This window comes from Paraburkholderia dilworthii (assembly GCF_000472525.1).
Classification (GTDB): domain Bacteria; phylum Pseudomonadota; class Gammaproteobacteria; order Burkholderiales; family Burkholderiaceae; genus Paraburkholderia; species Paraburkholderia dilworthii.
Genome location: NZ_AWZT01000031.1, coordinates 59,403 through 82,418 on the forward strand (window position 1 = coordinate 59,403; position 23,016 = coordinate 82,418).

The window sequence follows — 23,016 nt, forward strand, 5'->3', positions numbered from 1 at the left end:
CGTTTGCTATAGTTTGTCTTGTCTCCTCCATGTCTCCTCTGATATGGATTCAGCCCGCCCACTTAGGCGGGCTTTTTTTTGCCTCGAATTTGCCCAGTGCTCGCGAACAAAAAAGCCGGTAGCCCATACGGAGTTAGCCGGCTTTTTCGCGCGTCGCTCGGCTCAGAACTTATATGAGATCGCGAGGAAGGAGATGATCGGGTCGGCCTTCAGTTCCGCCTTCGAGACGCCCAGTTCCGTGCCGTCCGCCGCTTTGATAATGACCGACGACGTCGTTTTCAGCGGAATGTAGGTCACCGACGCCACCAGACCCCAATGGTCCGTGATGTTGTAGGCAAGCCCCGCATTGAACACAGGCGCCCACGACGACGATGCCTTCGCCGAGACCTGCGTTTTGCCCGGCTTGCCCGCGCCCGCAGCGAGGATGGCGCCGAGGTTGTCCTGCGTCGATTGGACGAAGTTCGGGCTCAGTTGAATGTCCGAGAACCAGTTGTACGACACCCCGACGCCCACGAACGGCCTGAATTTGGCCGTCGGCGCATTGAAGTAGTACTGGAAAAGCAGCGCCGGACTCCACTGCCGCACGCTTTTGACGATCGGGTTCGATTGCGCATCGCCGATATCCTGCTGGCCGAGCGCGCCGGCAGGCCCCGGCGGCTTGATCGTGCCGTGCCCGTAAATCTTGAAAACGGGCGGCACGCCCGCGACGGTCGTCACGGCGATGTGATCCGTCAAGTAATGGCTGAACACGAGACCGACGGTGTCGGCACTGTTGGTCGACAGACTCGTGCCTGCGGAGGTGAACGAACTCGGCAAGCGCAGCGGCGTGTTGATCGGCGTGGGCGCGACGTTAGTGGTTAGCGGCGTGCTGGAATCCTGCGGCATGGCGTGGAACCAGCCGAGCACGGCGACGTTGTCGCCCGCATGCTGTGCGTGGGCATTGGCCGACAGGCACGCGGCCAGCATCGCGAAACAGATTTTTTTCATGGTGTTGCTCCTCCTTGGGCGCTCATCAGGCGCAGGGCGCGCGGCGAGCGTTGGCGGGCAAGCCGCGAGGCCGGGCGCGCGGGACAGGCGATACGCCGGTCGCGGCGCTGCAAGCGCGCGCCGCGACCAGGGCGCGAACCCTCATTGCGTGCTGACGGCGCGCGGCGCGCCCGTTACTGAACGAAGGCGCCGATCGTGAAGTACGGCGAGGCCGCGTTGGTCAGGTCGAGGTAGCCGAATACGCCGCCCGTGAAAATCATCTTTCCGGTCGGCGTATTGCCGGTGGATGCGCCCACATGCGTCGTCGTGACCACGCCCGGAACCGTTTGCGCAAAGTCGAGGTTCAGCGCGGTGGCAAGCGACGCCTGCGAGGGATTGAACGGATCGAGCAGCGTCGCCTGAGTGCCTTCCAGCGCGGTGGTGCGATAGTCGAACTGGCTATCCACGCCGATGTACTCGCCATTCTGCGAATTGACCGCTATCGGGCTTTGCGGCGCGAGAATCGAGATGCCCGATTCGTCGTCCGCGTACGGTCCGAGCGCGCCGTTTTGCGGCACCGTGACGGACGAGTTTGCCGCGCCGGTGCGCACCAGAATCGGCACCAACTGATTACGCAGCTTGCCGACGATCATGTAGCCGCGCGCTTCGGGCGTGGTGGCGAGCGTGGGCTTCGCCTGTCCCTGGAAGTTGTTGGTCTGGAATGCGCCGCTGCCGTCCGCCGCCTGCGCGAAGTTGCTGCCTGGCTGCTGGCATTTCCCTGCGTTGACGCCTGAGTTGTCGCACTCCGTCCACGTGCCGTCCGCGTTGATCGTGATCTTCGTATCGACGGCGACCGGGGCGAAGTTTTGCGATGGCACCTGGTGATAGCCGAGCTGGTTGTACGTGCCGGCCACCTTCGCAAGGTCCGTCTCAATCGACGAAAAACCGATGAACGGGTAGTACGGGAACTTGGTGTCCGGCACGGCGCCTACGCCGAGAATCCCGCCGAACGAAATTTCCGCGCCCGGGATTGTGCCGCCCGCAACCCCCACGCCGACAAAAATCCGTGCCGGCCGGTTGGGATCGAGGCTCGCGCCGTTCAGGCGGAACGCACATTGGTTCAGCTTGTTGGTCGGCAGCAGCGTTTCCTGAGTCAGTGTGCCGCTCGCCGTCTGGCCTGCACGCGTCGGCACGACGGTGCCGGTGGTCGCGGGTATCGGCGATTCGACGTAGGTTACTTGCCACGTCATCTTCGTTGTGTCGAGCTGCAGCTTGACTAGTTCACCGTCACCGCCGCCGCCCGTATACACCGTGCTGTAATCGAGTGATGCAGGGCACAGCCGAACTTCCGTCACGGGGCCGTCGCCGCCACCACCACCGCCGCATGCCGCCAGTAACGGTGCTGCAATTGCGAGCACCGACAGGAATCTCCATTTCATACCGCCTCCGGAATTTTTTTCGTTGTAGGTGGCCGGCTCCCAGTCCAGCCACCGCTTGCTCTTTTATGTCTCGTGGTGCGACTACGTTTGCTTCACCGGCTACTTGCTTATCTGCGCTCCGATACCGAAGTACGGCGTGCTCGGCGTGTCCGAATTGGCCGACGTCGGCGCGAGCCCCTCGTTTTCCGTGCCTTGGATCTCGATCGCGTACAGGCCGCCCGATGCGATCGCAAGACCGGTGTTGCCGCCGGTGTCCTTGACGCCGACGAGTCCGGGGCTAGCCAGGCCGTAGCCCAGGCCGAAGCCGCTCTCGGCCGCCGAGGTGGTCGGGTTGATGAATGTGCCGACGTTGCCCTGAATCAGCGTCGCGGTGTACTTGAAGTTCGAATCCGCGCCGACGTAGCCGCCGTCGAAGCCGCCGGATGCAAGCGGCGTCGCCGCGGCGAGCATCGCGATGCCGGATTCGTCGTCGACCTTGGCGTCGAGATGAAGCGGCGCCGTGCCGAGGTTGATGTAGCCGGTGCGTACCACGAGCGGTACGGTCGCGCCGTTGAGCTGGCCGAGGATCATGTGCGCGGCCCCCGACTTGCCGGTTGCGCCGACCACCGGAAGCTGGAACTGCTGCACGATCTGCGGCGCTTGCTGGCTGTCGAAGTAGCCATTGCTGTTGAGCGTCAACGGGTTGCCGGTCGTCAGGCAGCCGCCGGCGTTCGGCGAGTAGTTGGGATTCGCCGTGTTGCTGCTCGTGCAGGCGCCGCTGGCATCGAACGTTTCGACGGTGTTAGTGGCAACTGTCGAGTAATTGCCGGACGGCGCCAGATGGTACAGCAGGCCGTTGTAGGTGCCGGGCAGCTTCGTGATGTCGGTGGTTGTGCTGGCGAAACCTAGGAACGGGTAAAAGTCGAAGTGGCGGTTGGGCACTTTGCCGATGCCCGAGCCGATGAGCGGAATCGACAGCCCGTCGAACTGGATCGTCGCGCCCGGAATGCCGCCGCCCGCCACGCCCTGGCCGACGAAGATCATCGGCGGATTCGGGTTGTTGATGAAGTCGGGCGTCGTGTAGGGCTGGCCGTCGCCAGCCGCCGTGCCGGTGCCCGCGCCAAGAATGAACGCGCAGCGCGTTTGCTCGGCGGTCGGCAGCGTGCCGGCCGGCGGATGGATCACCGCGCCAGCGATCTGTGTGCCGGCGCGCGTCGGCGTGACCGTGCCGGTGCGCAGCGGAATCGGCGACTCAAGCCACTTCAGCGTGTAAGTCATCGCCGTGGCGTCGATATTCAGCTGAACCACCTCGCCGCTGCCGGCACCGCCGAGGAACGTGCTTTTGACGATGTCGGCGGTGGCCGGACACAGCGCCGCCGCCGTGCCGTTCGAAGCAGGCGGACCCTGCACGCCGCAACTGGAACCCGAGCATTGCGGCGTGTTGATCGGGCCGGGATTATCGGCTTTGCCACCGCCGCAAGCGATAAGAAAAGGAGTCGTGGCAATAGCCATTGCCAAGCCTCGAATAATGGCGTCTGCCATGCTGCTGTCTCCCTTCACGTATTTGTGCGAGCTAATTTCGCCGCGCGATTAATGCCTGTCAATTGAATGAGCCGTCTAAAAAGGCTGATTCAAACGGCGGCATTTTGGCCGTGCGCGGAGTGCATGGGCGCAAGCGGCCCTTTTAAACAAAAACGCGAATTCGATCAGAAGGGGCGCGTCGTTGTTTCGGCGCACACCCATACCAGATAAGGCTTACGGCAAAATGCGTCTATCATCATCGAACGACCGTTCGATAAAAAATCGGGAGTTTCCCTATGTGGAAAAGTATGCTGCGCGGGTCGTCGACGGGGAAGACTTACCTGAAAAGATGCGGTACTGGCTGATTTTGCTTTTTTAAGTAATGCGGGTTACTACCCAATATCTTCAAGGAATGTTTAAACGGCAGGTTTAAAACAAAAAGCCGGTCTTTGCAGACCGGCTTTCGCTATGCTGACAAACGACAAATCGTCGCTGGTATTTTAACTTCCGTTATCGTTTCAAACCGCTTTCCTCGGCCGCGCCGATTGCGAGATTCATGCACTGGATCGCCGCGCCCGACGCGCCTTTGCCCAGATTGTCGAGCCGGGCCACGGTCACGAAGCGCTCCGCCGTGCCGAAGACGAACAGATCGACGCGATTCGTGTCGTTGTTCGCCTGCACGTCGAAAAAGCCGCTGTCGAGATTCGCTTCGGCGTCGAACGGCGCGACCCGCACGAACGCTTCGCCTGCGTAATGCTCGGCGAGCAGCGCCTGCACCTCTTGCGGCGTGATTTTCTTCGTCAACTGGCGCGGCGAGAAGTACGTGGTGACCGCCAGACCCTTGTAGAAACCGCCGACGATCGGCGTGAAAACCGGCGCCGACTTCAGGCCCGTGTGCGCCGCCATTTCCGGCAGATGCTTGTGCGTGAGGCCAAGCGCGTACGGACGCGGGCTCTTCAGCTTGTCATTACCGCCGGCTTCGTAGTCGGCAATCATTTTCTTGCCGCCGCCGCTGTAGCCAGTGATCGAATAAGCGTGGGCGTCGAACTCGGGCGAGACCACGCCTCCTTCGACGAGTGGGCGCATGGCCAGCACGAAAGCCGATGCGTGACAGCCCGGCACGGCAATGCGTTTGGCCGTGCGCAGACGTTCGCGCTGCGAGCGGGCGAGTTCAGGCAGGCCGTATGCCCAGTCTGCCGACGTGCGGAACGCGGTGCTGGCATCGATCAGGACCGTGCGGTCGTTTTCGACGAGCGAAGCCGATTCGCGGGACGCCACGTCGGGCAGGCACAGAAACGTGACGTCCGACGCATTGATGAGACGGCGGCGCTCCTCGATGTCTTTGCGCTTCGCTTCCTCGATACGCAGCATTTCCACGTCGGCGCGCTGCGACAGGTATTCAAAGATCTTCAGGCCGGTCGTGCCTTCCTGTCCGTCGACAAAAACTTTCGTGCTCATCTCGATCTCACTGGCTTCTCTGAAAACGGCGCGCGACGCCGCGCGAAAACGCCATTTTAAGACCTCATCGCCATGCGTGTGCGCGAGTGCTGAAAAACGGCGAAAAAACAGCGGAAAAACGACGATGCTCGTGCAAAGTGACAGCGGTATGACCTTGTCTGCGCGCGTCGAAGCCGCTGTCGCCGGACGAACGGCTCGACGCTCCATATCAGCGGGCTTCGGATATCCATCGGGCCGTCACCTGCGCCACGCGCGCACCGAACAGGCGTGCTGTCTCGAGGTCGCCCGCAGGCGGCGCCTCTTCCGGCGACGCATCCGCCGGAGACTGCGTGAGCAGGCCAGTTGAACCGCCTACGTAGTTCAGGTCGTTGCGGGTCGCCGCCTTCGTGTTGGACGGCATCAGACCCGTACCGGCCCAGATCATGCCGTGCTGCATCGCCAGCGTGACGAAGTACTGGATGGTGAGGAACTTGTCGCCGTTCATCGTCGCCGAGTTGGTGAAGCCGGCGGCGATCTTGTCCTTCCAGCTTTGGCCGAACCACGGCTTCGAGCTTGCGTCGGCGAACTTCTTGAAGTCGGCGGACGGCCCGCCCATGTAAGTCGGCGCGCCGAAGATGATCGCGTCCGCGGCGGCGAGCTCAGCCCAGGCGGCTTCGTCGATGTCGCCGACCGGCAGGAGCTTCGCATCCGCGCCCGCCTCAAGTGTGCCGGCGAGCACTGAATCGGCAACTTTCTTCGTGTGGCCGTAGCCGCTGTGATAAACGATGACGATCTTCGACATGAGACGCTCCGGGCAAAAAGGAGAGGGTTGAACGACGCGCGCCGATGGTGCGTTCTCGGCGCGGCGAGACATCGGCAAGCGTGCCGCACCCAATGCGGCAGCGCATTGGCGTTCGCGGATGACCGAATTTCCGCGCGATGAGCAGATGAGCAATGCAATGCAAGCCGTGCGCCAATCGACTTCTCGCCTTCGCAATGAGGTGTTCGGCGTGGGCGCTATCGGCCGTAGTTCACCACTATCCGGGCGCTGCCAAGCGTCGCCGTGCCGATCTCGTGATCGAACATCAGCGCCGGGCGGCCTTGCCTGAGGCCAACGTCGGCGGTGTTCAATGCATACACCGTAATCACGTAACGGTGTGGTTTGCCGGGCGGCGGGCAGGGGCCGCCATAGCCGTCGGTGTCGAAGTCGTTACGGGCTTCCACCGCGCCGAGTTTTCTGAGGAAGCCGGAAGCGCTTGCGTTCTCGGGCAGGCTCATGACGCTCGCCGGAATGCCCGCGACCGCCCAATGCCACCAACCGCGGCCGGGCGCATCCGGATCGAACATGGTGACGGCGAAACTGCGTGTTCCTGGTGGCGCGTCGCGCCACGTCAATTGCGGCGAGCGGTTGCCGCCCTTGCAATCGTTCTGATCGAAAACCTGCGGAGTGCTGACTGTGCCACCGGCCCTGAAGCTGGCGCTCGTGAGCGAGAATGCGCCTTGCGCGAGCGCGCGTGGCCCATACGCTAGCCAGAGCGCGAGGCTCAGCGTAGCGCAGACAAAAAACGGCGTGCGGTGGAACGGCGAAGCGTACGAAACAACCAGGCAACGCAAGCGCATGTGCCGGTTCTCCTGTGTCGACCAGAGTTGGCGCTTTAGCTGTCGGTGGGAGTTGGTGCTTCAGCACCTACGCCCACCCCATGCAAAGCTCCTACTCTGGTCCCATGCAAAGCGGTCGACCAGAGTTGGCGCTTTAGCGCTACCCAGATCCTATGCAGCATCAATTGCTGCGAGCGCGCGAGGCGGTTGTCTCGCGTGTTTATTGTCCCTGCTTTGCGCCCCAAGTTGGAATCAAGTCTAACATTAGCTCTACGATGCATCATTGTTGTGCGTAAGCGGATTGCGAGCCTAAAATGGGCTATAGTCGGGAGAATTTTCGCGTGTAGTAGCCCGTGTTCCTATTAGACCTAGTAAAACATTAAGAATTAAAAAGGCATGTCTGAGGTTTTAGAGAGGGGTTTTCCTGTCGAGGTACGGGCAATGCAAGACGTAGTTAAGGTGGTCATCGCCGATGACCACCCAGTAATCCTATTCGGCGCCGAACAGGCTTTGCTCAAGTTTCCCGGAATGCAGGTGGTCGCGCGTGCGCGGCAGTCGACGGAACTGATCAAAGTGCTGCAAACCGTTGCGTGCGACGTGCTCGTGACGGACCTCGCAATGCCGGGCGGCCAGTTTGGCGACGGCTTGCCGTTGATCGGCTATCTGCGCCGCAATTTCGCCGACGTTCCCATCGTCGTCCTGACGATGCTGGAGAACGCCGCGTTGCTGCAACGCTTGCGGGAGCTAGGCGTGACGTCGGTTGTGAACAAGTCCGACGACTTGAGCCACATCGGGCTCGCCGTGCAACACGTGAGCCGCAACCTCGAATACATGAGCCCGTCGGTTAAGGCTTCGCTCGACGCGTTGCGCATGAACGCCGGTGGCAAGAGCGACGAAGTGATGTTGTCGAGGCGCGAGTTGGAAGTCGTCCGGCTGTTTGTGTCGGGAATGACTATCAAGGAAATTTCGGAGCAACTGAATCGCAGCATCAAGACGATCAGCACGCAGAAAAATACGGCAATGCGCAAGCTCGGCATAGACCGCGATTCTCAGTTATTCCAGTATGCGCAAAGCAACGGGTTATCGAACCTGTCGTCGCATTCGGCGGAAGATACCGGCAACCTGCCATAACTGTTCGCAGCTATTTTTTCGCCGTAAAAAGACAAAAAGGCCGCCTGTCGTAAAACAGGCGGCCTTTTTATTTATGCGGTATTGCGCAGTGGCGCTTACTGCGGCGCCGAGGTTGCGCCGCCGTGCGCTGCCGACCATTCAGCCGGCGCGTGCAGGAATTTTTCGACTTCGTCGAGCGTCTTGCTGTCGAAGTACTTGTTTTCCTTCGCCACGCGCAACACGTCCCACCACGTCGCGAGCGCATGCAGGTCGACGTCGATGTCTTTCAGCACCGACACGCTTTCCTTGAAGATGTTGTAGTGGAACAGCACGAAACAGTGATTCACCGTCGCGCCAGCGGTGCGCAGCGCGTTGATGAAGTTGATTTTGCTGCGGCTGTCGGTGGTCAGGTCTTCGACCAGCAGCACACGCTGACCTTCGGTCAAAAGACCCTCGATCTGCGCATTGCGGCCGAAGCCCTTCGGCTTCTTGCGCACATATTGCATCGGCACCATCAGGCGGTCGGACAACCATGCCGCGAACGGAATGCCGGCGGTTTCGCCGCCCGCCACCGCGTCGATCTGCTCGTACCCCACGTCGCGCAAAATGGTGGATTCGGCCATTTCCATCAGACCCCGGCGAACGCGCGGGTAGGAAATCAGCTTGCGGCAATCGATATAAACCGGGCTCGCCCAGCCGGACGTGAAAATGTACGGTTTCTCCGCGTTGAAGTGCACTGCCTGTACTTCAAGCAGCATCTTGGCGGTCGTGTCGGAGATCGTCTGGCGATCGAAGCCTGTCATGGGCGGATCCTTGGGTATGAGCGGGAGAAGCGGGCGCTAAGCCCGGTGGCGCAGCAAGCGGGATATGCCGCGCCGTACTGGGCGGAATATGAAGCCGGCCAGTGGATGCTGGCCGGTTTTTGCTGCACGCGTAGGCCGACATTTTACCCGAAACGGACCCTTCCGAGGAGGCTGTCGTGCGCGGCCGCCTTGAACGGCGGTGGCTACGGCCGTGCCTGGAGCGTCAGGCCGGCGTTGACCGGCAAAGCTTGTCGCGACGTTGGGCCAGGCTTTGCAGCGTCGTCTCGTGTCCCGGAATTGGCTTTTTGGCTAGCTTGTGAGCAACTTGGCGCGCCTTTACACTCACGCGAATTTCCCGGGCGCCGGCTGCTGCCGCCGCCCAATCGAATTACGGATTGCTTCCAATGACGCCCGCTTCCTCCGCCGCCGACACTCCCGCCAACGCCCGGAACGGCTACGCCGCCCGCGCGTTGATTGCATCCGTGCTCGGCTATGCGATGGACGGCTTCGATCTGCTGATCCTCGGTTTCATGCTGCCGGCGATCGCTGCGGATTTGCATCTCAGTTCCGCGCAGGCCGGCTCGCTCGTCACATGGACGCTGATCGGCGCGGTGGCCGGCGGTTTGATCTTCGGCGTGCTGAGCGACTATTTCGGCCGCGTGCGCATGCTGACGTGGACTATTCTGGTGTTCGCGGTTTTCACTGGTTTATGCGCGCTCGCGCAAGGTTATACCGACCTGCTCGCATACCGCACCATCGCAGGTATCGGGCTTGGCGGCGAGTTTGGCATCGGCATGACACTCGTGGCCGAAGCGTGGCCGGCCTCGCAGCGCGCGCGAGTGTCGTCGTATGTGGGCCTCGGGTGGCAACTCGGCGTACTGGCCGCCGCGTTGCTGACGCCGCTTCTGTTGCCGCTCATCGGCTGGCGCGGCATGTTTGCGCTGGGCCTGCTGCCCGCCGTCGTGTCGTTCTTCGTGAGGCGACGCGTCGAGGAGCCGGCGCTCTTCACGGAGCGCGTCGCGCGCGGTATGAGCAAGCTGCCGCTGAAACTTCTGATAGCCGACGCACGCACCACGCGAGCGAGCCTCGGTGTGGCGATCCTGTGCTCGGTCCAGAACTTCGGCTACTACGGGCTGATGATCTGGCTGCCGAGCTATCTGTCGAAAACGTTCGGCTATTCGTTGACAAAATCGGGAGTCTGGACGGCAGCCACGGTCGTCGGGATGGCGTGCGGCATCTGGCTGTTCGGCATGGCCGCTGACCGTTTCGGCCGCAAACCGGCGTTTCTGTTCTATCAGGTCGGCGCGGTCGTGATGGTTTTCGTCTACTCGCACCTTATGACGCCAATGGCGCTGCTGATCGGCGGCGCGGCGATGGGCGTGTTTGTCAACGGAATGATTGGCGGTTACGGCGCGCTAATCTCCGAGCTTTATCCCACCGAAGCGCGCGCCACTGCGCAGAACGTGCTCTTCAATGTCGGCCGGGCGGTAGGCGGCTTCGGGCCGGTCGCGGTGGGCGCACTGGCTGCGCGCTATTCGTTTGGCGCGGCGCTCGCTTTGCTCGCCTCGATCTATCTGCTCGATGTGCTGGCAACACTTTTCCTGATCCCCGAGCGGCGCGGCGCCGAGCTTGAATGAGCTTGCCGCCGTGTCGGCTGATGCGGCGCCGCAGCATGACTGGCGGGGTGTTTCGCCAATGGCGAGCCGCGTTAACCAGTCAGTGCATCGGCTCCCGCGGGGTGTACACTAACCGACCCGCGTAGCACTCCGCACCGTCCCGCCCTCCGCCGAGGACCGACGCCGCGCCGAACCGGCGCACGCGAAAACCGCCTCGGTCGATTATCCGTTCGATAGAAGGAAGCGCTGCCACGGTGCGGTGTGCCGGCCCAATTTCTTACGTCTCGCAGGCAAAAAATGGACGAACAACTGAAGCAAAGCGCACTCGCATATCACCAGAACCCGAAGCCGGGCAAGATTTCGGTCACGCCGACTAAGCCGCTGTCGAACCAGCTCGACCTGTCGCTCGCGTACTCGCCGGGCGTGGCCGCGGCCTGCATGGCGATCTACGAAGAACCGCTCGACGCGCAGAAGTACACCTCGCGCGGCAACCTGGTCGGCGTGATCACGAACGGCACGGCCGTGCTCGGTCTCGGCAACATCGGTCCGCTCGCCGCCAAGCCGGTGATGGAAGGCAAAGGTTGTCTGTTCAAGAAGTTTGCCGGCATCGACGTGTTCGATATCGAACTCTCGGAGTCCGATCCCGACAAGCTGGTCGAAGCCATCGCGATGCTCGAGCCCACGCTCGGCGGCATCAACCTGGAAGACATCAAGGCGCCGGAGTGCTTCTACATCGAGAAGAAGCTGCGCGAACGCATGAAGATTCCCGTCTTCCACGACGATCAGCACGGCACGGCAATCATCGCGTCAGCGGCGATACTGAACGGCCTGAAGGTGGTCGGCAAGAAGCTCGACGGAGTGAAGCTGGTGTGCTCGGGCGCGGGCGCTGCGGCGATCGCGTGTCTGGATCTGCTGGTGAACCTCGGTTTGTCGAAGCAGAACATTCTTGTTGTCGACTCGAAGGGCGTGATCTACGAAGGCCGCGGCAATCTGGATCCGTCGAAGGAACGTTATGCGGCGAATACGGAGGCGCGCACGCTGGCCGACGCGATCCGCGGCGCCGACGTGTTCCTCGGCTGCTCGAGCGCGGGCGTGCTGAAGCCGGAAATGGTCGTGGAAATGGGCACCCAGCCGCTGATTCTCGCGCTCGCTAATCCGGAGCCGGAAATCCGCCCGGAAGAGGCGAAGAAGGTGCGCCCGGACTGCATCATCGCGACTGGCCGTTCGGACTACCCGAATCAGGTCAATAACGTGCTGTGCTTCCCATTCATTTTCCGCGGCGCGCTCGATGTCGGCGCGACCACGATCACGGAAGAAATGAAGCTCGCGTGCGTGCGCGCGATCGCCGAACTCGCCGAAGAAACGGATCAGGGCGACGAAGTCGCGAAGGCCTACGAAGGCCACTCGCTGGAATTCGGTCCCGAATATCTGATTCCGAAGCCATTCGATCCGCGCCTCATCATCAAGATCGCGCCGGCCGTCGCGCAAGCAGCAATGGATTCGGGTGTCGCGACCCGTCCGATCAAGGACATGGACGCCTACCGCGAGGAACTCGGCACGACGGTTTACCGCACGGGCATGGTGATGCGTCCGGTGTTCGCGGCGGCCAAGTCGGAGCCGGCGCGCATCGTGTTCGCCGAAGGTGAAGACGAGCGCGTGCTGCGCGCCGCGCAATTCGTGCTGCTGGAAAAGATCGCCAAGCCGATTCTGGTCGGCCGTCCGTCGGTGATCGAGATGCGTCTGAAGAAGATGGGCTCGAAGCTCAAGTGCGGCGAAGACGTCGAAATCGTCGATCCGGAAGACGATCCGCGCTATCAGCAATGCTGGCAGGCGTATCACGAACTGGGCGCGCGCGAAGGCGTGACGCCGGACGTCGCCAAGGCCGCGATGCGCAAGTTCAATACGCTGATCGGTGCGATTCTCGTGCGCCTCGGCGAAGCCGACGGCATGATTTGCGGGATGATCGGCCAGTACCACACGCATCTGAAATTCATCGAGCAGGTGCTGGGCAAGGCGGACAACGTGCAGAACTTCGCCGCCATGAATCTGCTGATGCTGCCGGGCCGCAATCTGTTCATCTGCGATACGTACGTGAACGAAACGCCGACCGCCGAGCAACTCGCCGACATGACCATGCTGGCGTCGCGCGAAATCGAAAAGTTCGGCATCACGCCGAAGGTGGCGCTGCTGTCGAATTCGAACTTCGGCAGCGCACCGTCTTCGTCGTCGCAACGCATGGCCGCGGCGCGCAAGCTGATCGCGGAACGTGCGCCGACGCTCGAAATCGACGGCGAAATGCACGGCGACGCGGCGCTGTCCGAAGTGGTTCGCAAGGCCGCGTTCCCTGGCACGACGCTGTCGGGCGAAGCCAACCTGCTGATCATGCCGAACGTGGAAGCGGCGAACATCGCGTACAACCTGCTCAAGATGGTCGGCGGCGAAGGCGTGACGGTCGGCCCGTTCCTGTTGGGCGCGGAAAAGCCGGTGCATGTGCTGACGCCGGCTGCGACCGTGCGTCGGATCATCAACATGACGGCGGTCGCCTCGGCGAATGCGCGCAAGCCGGTGAACGGCAAGTAATTGAAGCGGCGCCCGGTGGGACGCTAGCTTCTCGCGGTAGGCCCGCGAAATAGAAACGCCACGGAATCCGCTTCCGTGGCGTTTTTATGCGCGGAGCGCGACGGCGAGAAGGCCCGGCATGCGGGGTCCGAAGCGGCATACCCCAAAGGCCATGACTGCTTCGCAAGGCCCCGCGGCGTTAGCTGCTGCGCGCAGCTAACGCGCACCGAATCAAGCCGCGTGCTGCGTCGTCCCGGCCTGCGGCGAGCGCCAACGCGCGAGCAACTCATTCCACTTCACGCGCACACCCTTCAGGTTGTTTTCCTTGACGTGCCCAAAGCCGCGGATGCCGTCCGGCAGATTCGCGAGTTCCACCGCCAACTCGCGATTCTGCACGGTCAGCCCGTCGATCAGTTCGCGCACGAGCGCTTCGTACTCGCCGATCAGCGCACGCTCGGTGCGACGCTCTTCCGTTTTGCCGAAGATGTCGAACGCGGTGCCGCGCAGGAACTTGAACTTCGCCAGCGCGTGCATCGCGCTGAACACCCACGGACCGTACTTCTTCTTGATGAGATGACCTTGGGCATCCTTCTTCGAGAACATGGGCGGCGCGAGGTGAATATGCAGCTTCCAGTCGCCTTCGAAAGTCGCCTTCAATTTTTCGATGAACGCCGGATCGCTGTACAGACGCGCGACTTCGTACTCGTCCTTGTAGGCCATCAGCTTGTGAAGATTCTTCGCGACTGTTTCGGTGAGCGGCAACTGGCCGTCGACCGAATCGAGCGCAGACTCGGCCGCTCGCACTTGCGATATCAGAGCGCGGTAGCGGTCGGCATACGCGTCGTTTTGCCATCCGGCGAGGTAGGCCGCGCGTTTGTCGATCAGCGTGTCGAGTGCTTTCGGTGTGTGCAGCGAGATGATCTTGCCGCTCGGTGCGTCGGCTGCGGCAGCTTGCCCCTGCGATTGCGCGAACTTGCGCACGGCCGCCGGATCGTGCGCGGCGCGACGGCCCCATTCAAAGGCCGTGCGGTTTTTCTCGACTTGCACGTTGTTCAACTCGATGGCGCGCATCAGCGATTGATAGGTCAACGGCACCCAGCCGCGTTGCCATGCGTAGCCGAGCACGAACGGGTTCGTGTAGATCGCGTCGCCGAGCAACGCCACCGCGAAGTGGTTGGCGTCCACGGTATCGACGCATTCGTCGCCCGCGCCCGCGCGCACGTCAGCTTCCGTGCTGCTGCCAGGGAAGCGCCAGTTCGGGTTCTTGATGAGCTCGGCGGTCGGCGTGTGTGCGCTGTTGAGCACGACGCGCGTTTGTCCGGCTTGCATTCGCGACACGCATTCGTCGCTGGCGGTCACGATTGCATCGCAGCCGATCACGAGACTCGCTTCGCCCATTGCAATGCGCGTCGCGTGAATGTCGCCCGGGTTGTTTGCGATCTGCACGTGGCTCATCACGGCGCCGCCTTTCTGCGCGAGGCCGGTGACGTCGAGTACCGTGACGCCCTTGTTTTCCAGATGCGCGGCCATGCCGAGCAGTGCGCCGATCGTCACGACACCCGTGCCGCCCACGCCTGTCACGAGCACGCCGTAAGGGCGCTGGATGGACGGAAGCGAGGGCTCCGGCACTGGCGGCATAGCGTCAGCGACAATGCCCGACGCGGCTTTCGGCTTACGCAACTGACCGCCTTCGACCGACACGAAGCTCGGGCAAAAGCCGTTTACACAGGAGAAGTCCTTGTTGCACGTCGACTGATTGATCTGGCGCTTGGTACCGTATTCGGTGTCGAGCGGTTCGACCGACAGGCAGTTCGACTTGACCGAGCAGTCGCCGCACCCTTCGCACACGGCTTCGTTGATCACGACGCGGCGTGCCGGGTCCGGATACGCGCCGCGTTTCCTGCGGCGGCGCTTTTCGGTCGCGCAAGTCTGGTCGTAGATCAGGATCGTGGTGCCGGGAATCTCGCGCAGCTGGCGTTGCACTTCGTCGAGTTGGTCCCGATGGTGGATGTCGATGCCCGGCGCGAGGCCGACGTTAGCTGAGTACTTTTCCGGCTCGTCGGTGACGATCACGATTTTTGTCGCGCCTTCGGCGGCGAGCTGATGCGTGATCTGCGGCACGGTCAGCACGCCGTCGACCGGTTGGCCACCCGTCATCGCGACGGCGTCGTTATAGAGCAGCTTGTAAGTGATGTTGGCTTTCGACGCGATTGCCGCGCGAATCGCCAGCAGGCCCGAGTGGAAGTAGGTGCCGTCGCCGAGATTGGCGAATACGTGCTTGTCGTTCGTGAACGGCGCCTGGCCGATCCACGCGACGCCTTCGCCGCCCATCTGGCTGAACGTGCTCGTGCTGCGATCCATCCACACCGTCATGTAATGGCAGCCGATGCCTGCCATCGCGCGCGAGCCTTCCGGCACATTGGTCGACGTGTTATGCGGGCAGCCTGAGCAGAACCACGGCTTGCGCTCGGCTTCGACGCGCGGACGCGCGAGCGCTTTTTCCTTTGCTTCGATCACGGCGATGCGCGCGGCAATCCGGGCGCGCACGTCGGACGGAAGATCGAACTTCGCGAGCCGCGCGGCGATAGCCTTTGCGATGATCGCGGGCGACAGCTCGTAGTGCGCCGGCAGCAGCCAGTTGCCCATCGGCACCGACCATTCACCGCCCGCGCCGTCTTTCTCGTCGAACTTGCCGAACACACGCGGACGCTGCGCGTCCGGCCAGTTGTACAGTTCTTCCTTGATCGCGTATTCGAGAATCTGGCGCTTTTCCTCGACCACTAGAATCTCATCGAGGCCGCGCGCAAAGGCTTGCGCGCCTTGTGCTTCGAGCGGCCACACGCAACCGACTTTGTATAGCCGGATGCCGATGCGCGAGCACGTTTCGTCGTCGAGACCGAGGTCGGTCAGCGCTTGACGCACGTCCAGATACGCCTTGCCTCCGGTCATGATGCCGAAGCGCGCTTGCGGCGAATCGATTTCGACGCGATCCAGTTTGTTCGCGCGCACGTAGGCAAGCGCGGCATACCACTTGTAGTCGAGCAGACGCGCTTCCTGAACGAGCGGCGGATCGGGCCAGCGGATGTTCAGACCGCCGTCGGGCATCGCGAAGTCGTCCGGCAGAATGATCTTGGTGCGATGCGGGTCGATATCGACCGAAGCGGACGACTCGACGACGTCGGTCACGCACTTCATCGCAACCCAAAGACCGGAGTAGCGGCTCATCGCCCAGCCGTGCAGCCCGAAGTCCAGATATTCCTGAACGTTCGACGGGAATAGCACCGGCAGGCCGCACGCCTTGAAAATGTGTTCCGACTGATGCGCGAGCGTCGAAGATTTGGCCGCGTGATCGTCGCCGGCCAGTACAAGCACACCGCCGTGGCGTGACGATCCCGCCGAGTTGCCGTGCTTGAAGACGTCACCCGAGCGATCGACACCCGGACCCTTGCCGTACCACATCGAAAAGACGCCGTCGTATTTGGCGCTGGGATACAGATTGACTTGCTGCGAGCCCCAGACGGCGGTTGCCGCGAGGTCTTCGTTGACGCCGGGCTGAAACACGACCTGATGCGCGGCGAGATGCTGTTTCGCTTTCCACAGAGACTGGTCGAGTCCGCCAAGCGGCGATCCACGGTAGCCGGAAATGAAACCGGCTGTATTGATCCCGGCGGCCCGGTCGCGTTCCTGTTGCAGCATCGGCAGACGCACCAGCGCCTGGATGCCGCTCATGTACGCGCGGCCGCGTTCGAGAGTGTATTTGTCGTCGAGCGTGACGGAAGATAGAGCGGCTTCGAGCGAAGCTCGCTGACCTGCGTCTAGCGGGGCATTCATTATGTGTACTCCTCCACCCAGTTTGGGATCGCCAAAACTTTTGGGCCGCGGCATCTTGTGAATGCGTATGGCCGGGGTCGCCATATTGACGTGTTTTAAGTGATGGTAGCACTGGTAAAAACCCGCCGCACAGGCCGGAGATGGGCGAGCTAGTGATTGCCATGCGGGTTATGCGCGCTCGCGCACTGTTGTGCAAACTTCGTCCGACGCCCGAGGTCGCCCGGGTGTAACAAGCTGTAAAAGCTACAATTTCGCGGAACCGAAGCCGGGTTGTTTGTCTAACACGGCACCTGTGAGCAATGTCTGTGTAACGCGCTGCATGTTGCGGCGCTTCAGGACAACAGGGCAGTTAGAAAAGGAGTACGCATGAACAGTAGAAATATCCAGACCTTCCTGATGGTTTCGGCCGCATTTTTCGCAATGAGTGCGCCGGTGCGCTCGAATGCGGGCACGGGGACGCCGTCGAGCGTAATTAGCCGGACGGCGCTCGTCGCGCCTGCGCGCGTCGCGATCAATCGGATCGCCCGTGAAAGTGCGTCCGACAAGGAAGACCAGAATTCGTGATGCGCTGCTGATGCGGCGTATCGCTGGCTAACCCGCCGTCGCTCCCAGTCGGACGGCGGCGCAAACGACAAGGGCGAGGATCGTACGATCCTCGCCCTTGTCGTTTTGTCAATGACTATTGTTCAATGCCTGTTCGGCTCACGGTTGCCGCCGGCCAGGAATTCACCCTTTGTCCTGCACCACGCCGCGGCGGATCTGATCAAGTTCGATGGATTCGAACAGCGCCTTAAAGTTGCCCTCGCCGAAGCCCTGGTTGCCTTTGCGCTGGATGATCTCGAAGAAGATCGGCCCGATCTGATTCTCCGTGAAGATTTGCAGCAGCAGGTCATCCGGCGCGCCGTCGATCAGGATCTTGCGCTTGCGCAGTTCTTCGAGCGGCTCACCGTGATTAGGCACGCGGCGGTCGACCAGTTCATAGTACGTATCGATGGTATCGAGCAGCGAGATGTTCGACGCGCGCAGACCGTCGACGGTGCGGTAAATGTCGTTGGTGCCAAGCGCAATGTGCTGGATGCCTTCGCCGTGATACGCGTCCAGATATTCCTGAATCTGGCCCGCGGTCTCCGAGCCTTCCTCATTGATCGGAATGCGGATCTTGCCGCATGGCGAGGTCATCGCTTTGGACTTCACGCCCGTCACCTTGCCTTCGATGTCGAAGTAGCGCACTTCGCGGAAGTTGAACAGGCGTTCGTAGAACTCGGCCCATTCCTGCATGCGGCCACGGTGCACGTTGTGCGTGAGGTGGTCGATGTACGTGAGGCCGTGACCGACGGGTTGCGGATTCGCGCCGGGAATCGGCTCGAAGTCGACGTCGTAAATATCGATGTTGCCGACGCTGCCGGGCGCCGCGCCGTTCTTGCCGCGCCAACGGTCGACAAAATAGATCAGCGAATCGCCGATGCCTTTGATCGCCGGAATGTTCAATTCCATCGGCCCGGTTTTGTTGTCGAAGCCCCACGCGCCTTTTTCCAGCGCCTGCTTGTAGGCCTTTGCCGCGTCCTGAACACGGAACGCGATCGCGCAGATCGACGGGCCGTGCAAGCGCGCGAAGCGTTGCGCGAACGAATCCGGCTCGCCGTTGACGATGAAGTTGATTTCGCCCTGCCGATAAAGCGTCACGTCCTTATGACGATGCCGGGCGACCGCGGTAAAGCCCATTTGCTCGAACAGCTTGCCGAGCGCCTTCGGATCGGGCGCGGTGTATTCGATGAACTCGAAGCCGTCTGTGCCGACCGGGTTTTCCCAAGTTGAAACCTGCATTGTCTGTCTCCATGTCGAGGCGCTTTGCGCCGGCGAGTCGCGTGCACGAAATGTGATTGAGCGCGACTGAATGACGCAAGTGTAAATGCCGAAGTGCGGCGAAAACTTGCGAAATTAATCGCGTGAGACTAGGATCGCGCTATTTTCTAGCTCGCATTCGAGGCGGAGGCGCAGAAAATGACCAATATAGAGATAGACGCAATCGACCGGCGCATCCTGACGATCCTTCAGGAGAATGGCCGGCTATCGAATCAGGAGATTGCCGAGCGGATCAATCTTTCACCGAGCCCCTGTTTGCGGCGCATACGGCGGCTCGAAGAGAGCGGAGTGATTCGCGGCTATGTCGCGTTGCTGGACGCGCAGCGCCTCGGGCTCGATTTGCTCGCGTACGTCAATGTGCGGCTGGAAAAGCGCGGCGGGCCGGCGCTCAGCCCGCGCGGCGACGCGACACACGCGGATCTGTTTCGTGCGGCCGTTCAGGCGTGGCCGGAGGTGGTGGCTTGTCACGCAATGACCGGTGACATGGACTATTTGCTGCGGGTTCACGTGGAAGACATGGCGCATTTTTCGCGCTTCGTCCAGGATCAACTGCTGCATCATCCGTCGGTGATCGACGTCAAGACGAGCTTTTCGCTCGAAAAGATCAAGGAGACGACCGCGTTGCCGATCTTATGAGACGCGCGAATCGACATTCGCGGCAAAGAAAAAGGGCAGCCATGAAGCTGCCCTTTGTCGTTGTTCGCTCGATGCGGCGGATGTTCAGGCCGCAGCGACTGCCGGCATAAAGCTCTCCAGCAATTTCGAAGCACGGCGCGCTTGACGCTTGAGCGCGTAGTCGAACACCGCGGCCTGTTCCTGCAGCATCTCGCTGATGATGCTCGTCTGGTCGGCCGGGGGCAGCGTCAGATAAGCGTCGGCTTCGCCGTACGCGTACTCGATCTTCATGCCAGCTTTTTTCGCGATGTGCATCATGGTCGAATTGCGAGACAGGCAGTGCATGTATAGCGTGGTGACGTGGGTGTTGCGGCTGCGGATCGCCGCGCGTTCGAACAGTTTTGAACCGATGCCCTGACCGCGCACGCTTTCGAGCACCGAAACGCCAAACTCCGCTGTGCGCTTGTCGCCCTCAGTGGGCAGATAGGCGAGGTGGCCGACGCCTGTCAGTTGCAACTGATTGTCGAACACGCCGAACACGGTGTCGCGCGTGAAATCGATGGCGCGGACATAGTTTTCGATGACGTGGTCCGGCACGATTTGGCCGAAGCGCAACAGGCGGTCGTCTTCGTCCAGTGCGAGGAAGTGCGCCAATAGCCGTTCGCGGTCGATCGCAGTGAGTTCACGGACCAGAGCAGGTGCACGGCCGGCTGGCAGAGACATGCGATCGTGCGCGACGATCGGCTCGGCGGCGCGGGGTGTAATCAGGTTCATGGTCAGGTTCTCCTTGTGATCGTGCGGCATTGGTGCACCGCAAAACGATTCTAGCGGAAACACGAGGCCATAACTAGGGAAAACCCGTATCTAATGTCGAGATGGTTGCCTAATCGGACAGAGCCGAACCTGTAACCTTATGAATTTAAAGGGACTATGGAAATGAACGGGCGTTCGTGACAAGTTGTCGCGCCCGAGCAACTGCCCGTTTATCTTGTTCGCATATTGCTGTGCTGCGCAATTACGCCTGTGTAGATCCCAATCCGTGGTCCACCATACTTACCACCTGCTCGGCGAATTCGCGGTAGCCCATGCGGCCGCCCGGCTTCAGCCAGGTGAATGTCCAGTTGATCATGCCGAACACCATCATCGTTAGCGCGGTCTGGTTTTCGCGCGTGGCGCGCTCCGGATAAGCACGCGCAAGTTGCCGCGCGAACGCGGCCACGACATCGCGCTGGCGGTTCAGAACCACTTCGCGTTGGGCGTCGACAAGATATTTCACGTCGTTCAGAAGCGCGACGTGCCGGCTATGTGAGGTTTCATACTCGGACAGGAACGCACGGATCAGTTCTGCGAAAGTCTCGCGCTCGGTCAGGCCGCGGCGCTGGCTCGCACCCTCCACCTCGGCGATGATCAGCATCAGCCGCTTGGTGTAGCGGTCCAGCAGATCGAACAGAATCGCTTCCTTGCTCTCGTAATAGTGATAGAGGCGCGCTTTCGATGTGCCGCTTGCTGCGGCGAGATCTGACATCGACGTGCTCGGATAGCTCGTCTGCGCGAATTTCGCCGCAGCTAGCTCGAGAATCTGTTCGCGCTGGCTTTCGTGGTCGGGCGCTCGGGTGCGGGCCATAGTCGCTTTTTAATTAGTGTGACAGGGCGCGAGTGCCGCGCATAACTCCAGCGTGCGCCATGCACAGGGGTCGCCGCGGAGTTTGATGCGGCGTGTTGCAGCTAGCTCCCGCAAGCGCCACAGCACAATGCTGTCGCTGACGAGGAAGTACAACTCCGCAGTCATCACCTCGGCGGCGACGCGGGCGGCGGGCTGCCAGTCGGCGCTGACGTGCTCGAGTATCAGCGCGTCGAGATCGGCGAAGCTGCCGCTCGTGAACGTGTTGTCGCGCCAGCGCCGGGTTTCGCCGTTCGCATGTTTGGCCTCCTGCCATTCCAGCGCGAGCCGGCTGATGCGCAACACGGAGATGGGTGCGGCGTCGGGCAAGCGTGCCTGCAAGACGGTCGGCGCAAACATGCCGACGGATGTCGCGCGATCCTTGCGGCTGTGCGCCCAGGCGCCGGTGTCGGTGAGATCGCGAATCGACAGACGCACTTCGTTCAGCCGCTGCGGGTTATTGCGCAGGTAATAGCTCACGCGGCGCAGCATCAACTGGTCGGATGCGCTTTCGCCATGCCAGACCACCAGATTGGAGTCGCCGCGCGCGATGGCTTCCAGCGTCGCGCCCTGCTCGCGAAACTCGCGAAGGAAATCGCGCTTCGAGTCTGCGCTCACGCGGTCCCAGAACGCGGCGCGCACTTCCGGACCGTCGTCGATTCCGCGCAATGGGCCGACGGCCAGATCGTCGCGCAGTGCGTGCACGCGATCGTTGCGGCCCGTTTCGCGCAATGCGGTGCGCAATGATTCCGCGGCGACGTCGCCGTTGGTGAGATGGATCGTGCTCATCGGCCGTGATTGGATTCTTGTTGGGCGATTGACTAAAAGGCCGCTCGCGAGCCGGACTCAACGGTCCGATTGCGAGCGGCCCCTAGTGTAAGCGGATCGCGGAACGGCTCAAAGCATCGCGGCATCAAGCTATAGCACGCTCAACGTTCGTCGTAGCTCACCACCACGCGGTCGCTGATTGGATGGCATTGGCACGTCAGCACGAAACCGTCGCGGATTTCATGCTCTTCGAGCGTGTAGTTCTTTTCCATCTTCACCTCGCCTTCCACCACTTTTGCTCGGCAAGTGCAGCAAACGCCCCCTTTGCATGCATACGGCAACGCAAGGCCAGCGCGCAGGCCGACGTCGAGCACGCTTACGCCCTGGTACGGCAGGCGCAGCTTGCGGCGTTTTCCATCGAGCACGATTTCCAGGTCGGCCGCAGGCGTATCTTCGGTGATTTCGACGGGCGGCACGCCGGCTTGCGGCAGCGGCGAGCCAAAGCGTTCCACGTGCACCTTTTCGGGCGGCACGCCGGCGGCTTTCAGCGCGGCCTCGGCGGCGTCCATCATCGGCGCGGGGCCGCAAATGAAGGCTTCGTCGATGGAATCGGCCGGCATGAGGTTGTCCAGAAACGCCGCGCACTTCTGCTGGTCGAGCACGCCGTTGAACAGTTCGACGTCCTGCAAATCGTCGGACAGCACGTGATAGAGCACGAAGCGGTTCATGAAGCGGTTCTTCAAGTCTTCGAGCTCTTCGGCGAACATGATCTGATCGACGCTGCGATTGCCGTAGATCAATGTGAAAGTGCTGCGCGGTTCGACCTCCAGCGTCGTCTTGATGATGGCGAGCACCGGCGTGATGCCCGAGCCGCCCGCGAACGCAACGTACTGCTGGCCGTGGTCTACGTTCAGATGCGTGAAGAAGCGACCGTCCGGTGTCATTACGTCGATCGTGTGGCCCGGCTGCAGCGTGTCGAAAGCGAAGTTCGAGAAGCGTCCGCCGCGCACGCGCTTGATGCCGATGCGAAGTTCGCCGTCGCGGTCATAGTCGGTCACGCCCACGCAGATCGAGTACGAGCGGCGCGTTTCCTCTCCGTCGATGTGCGTTTTCAGCGTAACGAACTGGCCTTGCGTGAAGCGATAAAGCTCGCGAAGTTCCACGGGGACTTCGAACGCGACCGAGACCGCGTCGGCGGTTTCCGGCCGCACTTCGCGGATACGCAGCGGATGAAATTGCGGGGTGGCCAT

At 61.7% G+C, this 23,016-nt stretch carries 18 protein-coding genes; 5 read left to right on the top strand and 13 right to left on the bottom strand.

Annotated features, from left to right (window positions below):
• Positions 1-162: 162 nt before the first annotated feature.
• From F759_RS0123715 to F759_RS0123740, 6 genes are all read right to left on the bottom strand, one after another.
• Positions 163-987 (bottom strand): OmpW/AlkL family protein, encoded by an 825-nt coding sequence (locus F759_RS0123715; protein ID WP_027802051.1) that lies wholly within the window; start codon positions 985-987, stop codon positions 163-165.
• 173 nt (positions 988-1,160) lie between these two features.
• Positions 1,161-2,405: a DUF2957 domain-containing protein gene (locus tag F759_RS0123720; protein WP_027802052.1), complete on the bottom strand. Its 1,245-nt coding sequence runs from the start codon at positions 2,403-2,405 to the stop codon at positions 1,161-1,163.
• Positions 2,406-2,504: 99 nt separating this feature from the next.
• A complete protein-coding gene (locus F759_RS0123725) occupies positions 2,505-3,926 on the bottom strand; it encodes a DUF2957 domain-containing protein (RefSeq protein WP_027802053.1) in 1,422 nt (473 codons plus the stop codon).
• A gap of 489 nt (positions 3,927-4,415) precedes the next feature.
• On the bottom strand, positions 4,416-5,363 hold the full coding sequence (gene argC, locus F759_RS0123730; RefSeq protein ID WP_027802054.1) for an N-acetyl-gamma-glutamyl-phosphate reductase: 948 nt from the start codon (positions 5,361-5,363) through the stop codon (positions 4,416-4,418).
• A gap of 208 nt (positions 5,364-5,571) precedes the next feature.
• Positions 5,572-6,144 (bottom strand): flavodoxin family protein, encoded by a 573-nt coding sequence (locus F759_RS0123735; protein ID WP_027802055.1) that lies wholly within the window; start codon positions 6,142-6,144, stop codon positions 5,572-5,574.
• Positions 6,145-6,359: 215 nt separating this feature from the next.
• Entirely contained in the window at positions 6,360-6,962 is a 603-nt protein-coding gene (locus tag F759_RS0123740; RefSeq protein WP_027802056.1) for a YbhB/YbcL family Raf kinase inhibitor-like protein, read from the bottom strand.
• Between the two features lie 420 nt (positions 6,963-7,382).
• Between F759_RS0123740 and F759_RS0123745 the strand changes: the two genes are divergently transcribed.
• Positions 7,383-8,072: a response regulator gene (locus tag F759_RS0123745; RefSeq protein WP_027802057.1), complete on the top strand. Its 690-nt coding sequence runs from the start codon at positions 7,383-7,385 to the stop codon at positions 8,070-8,072.
• A 95-nt stretch (positions 8,073-8,167) separates the two neighbouring features.
• On the opposite strand, the gene F759_RS0123750 is transcribed toward F759_RS0123745, so the two are convergent.
• On the bottom strand, positions 8,168-8,854 hold the full coding sequence (locus F759_RS0123750; RefSeq protein ID WP_027802058.1) for an orotate phosphoribosyltransferase: 687 nt from the start codon (positions 8,852-8,854) through the stop codon (positions 8,168-8,170).
• 404 nt (positions 8,855-9,258) lie between these two features.
• Between F759_RS0123750 and F759_RS0123755 the strand changes: the two genes are divergently transcribed.
• A complete protein-coding gene (locus F759_RS0123755; RefSeq protein WP_027802059.1) occupies positions 9,259-10,491 on the top strand; it encodes an MFS transporter in 1,233 nt (410 codons plus the stop codon).
• A 276-nt stretch (positions 10,492-10,767) separates the two neighbouring features.
• A complete protein-coding gene (locus F759_RS0123760) occupies positions 10,768-13,050 on the top strand; it encodes an NADP-dependent malic enzyme (RefSeq protein WP_027802060.1) in 2,283 nt (760 codons plus the stop codon).
• 210 nt (positions 13,051-13,260) lie between these two features.
• On the opposite strand, the gene F759_RS0123765 is transcribed toward F759_RS0123760, so the two are convergent.
• Entirely contained in the window at positions 13,261-16,860 is a 3,600-nt protein-coding gene (locus tag F759_RS0123765; protein ID WP_027802061.1) for an indolepyruvate ferredoxin oxidoreductase family protein, read from the bottom strand.
• 366 nt (positions 16,861-17,226) lie between these two features.
• Here F759_RS0123765 and F759_RS0123770 point away from each other — a divergent pair, with 366 nt between their 5' ends.
• Entirely contained in the window at positions 17,227-17,424 is a 198-nt protein-coding gene (locus F759_RS0123770; protein ID WP_027802062.1) for a hypothetical protein, read from the top strand.
• Positions 17,425-17,586: 162 nt separating this feature from the next.
• Here the strand turns inward: F759_RS0123770 and hppD are convergent, their stop codons facing one another.
• On the bottom strand, positions 17,587-18,684 hold the full coding sequence (gene hppD, locus F759_RS0123775) for a 4-hydroxyphenylpyruvate dioxygenase (RefSeq protein WP_027802063.1): 1,098 nt from the start codon (positions 18,682-18,684) through the stop codon (positions 17,587-17,589).
• Positions 18,685-18,861: 177 nt separating this feature from the next.
• Between hppD and F759_RS0123780 the strand changes: the two genes are divergently transcribed.
• On the top strand, positions 18,862-19,359 hold the full coding sequence (locus tag F759_RS0123780; RefSeq protein ID WP_027802064.1) for an Lrp/AsnC family transcriptional regulator: 498 nt from the start codon (positions 18,862-18,864) through the stop codon (positions 19,357-19,359).
• An 84-nt stretch (positions 19,360-19,443) separates the two neighbouring features.
• Here the strand turns inward: F759_RS0123780 and F759_RS0123785 are convergent, their stop codons facing one another.
• The 4 genes from F759_RS0123785 to paaE form a co-directional block, all read right to left on the bottom strand.
• Positions 19,444-20,112, bottom strand: coding sequence for a GNAT family N-acetyltransferase (locus F759_RS0123785; protein ID WP_027802065.1), 669 nt, complete (start codon positions 20,110-20,112; stop codon positions 19,444-19,446).
• 241 nt (positions 20,113-20,353) lie between these two features.
• Positions 20,354-20,962, bottom strand: a complete 609-nt coding sequence (locus F759_RS0123790; RefSeq protein WP_027802066.1) for a TetR/AcrR family transcriptional regulator — start codon at positions 20,960-20,962, stop codon at positions 20,354-20,356.
• A gap of 9 nt (positions 20,963-20,971) precedes the next feature.
• Positions 20,972-21,787, bottom strand: a complete 816-nt coding sequence (locus F759_RS0123795; RefSeq protein WP_027802067.1) for a DUF1835 domain-containing protein — start codon at positions 21,785-21,787, stop codon at positions 20,972-20,974.
• Positions 21,788-21,927: 140 nt separating this feature from the next.
• Positions 21,928-23,016, bottom strand: coding sequence for a 1,2-phenylacetyl-CoA epoxidase subunit PaaE (gene paaE, locus F759_RS0123800; protein WP_027802068.1), 1,089 nt, complete (start codon positions 23,014-23,016; stop codon positions 21,928-21,930).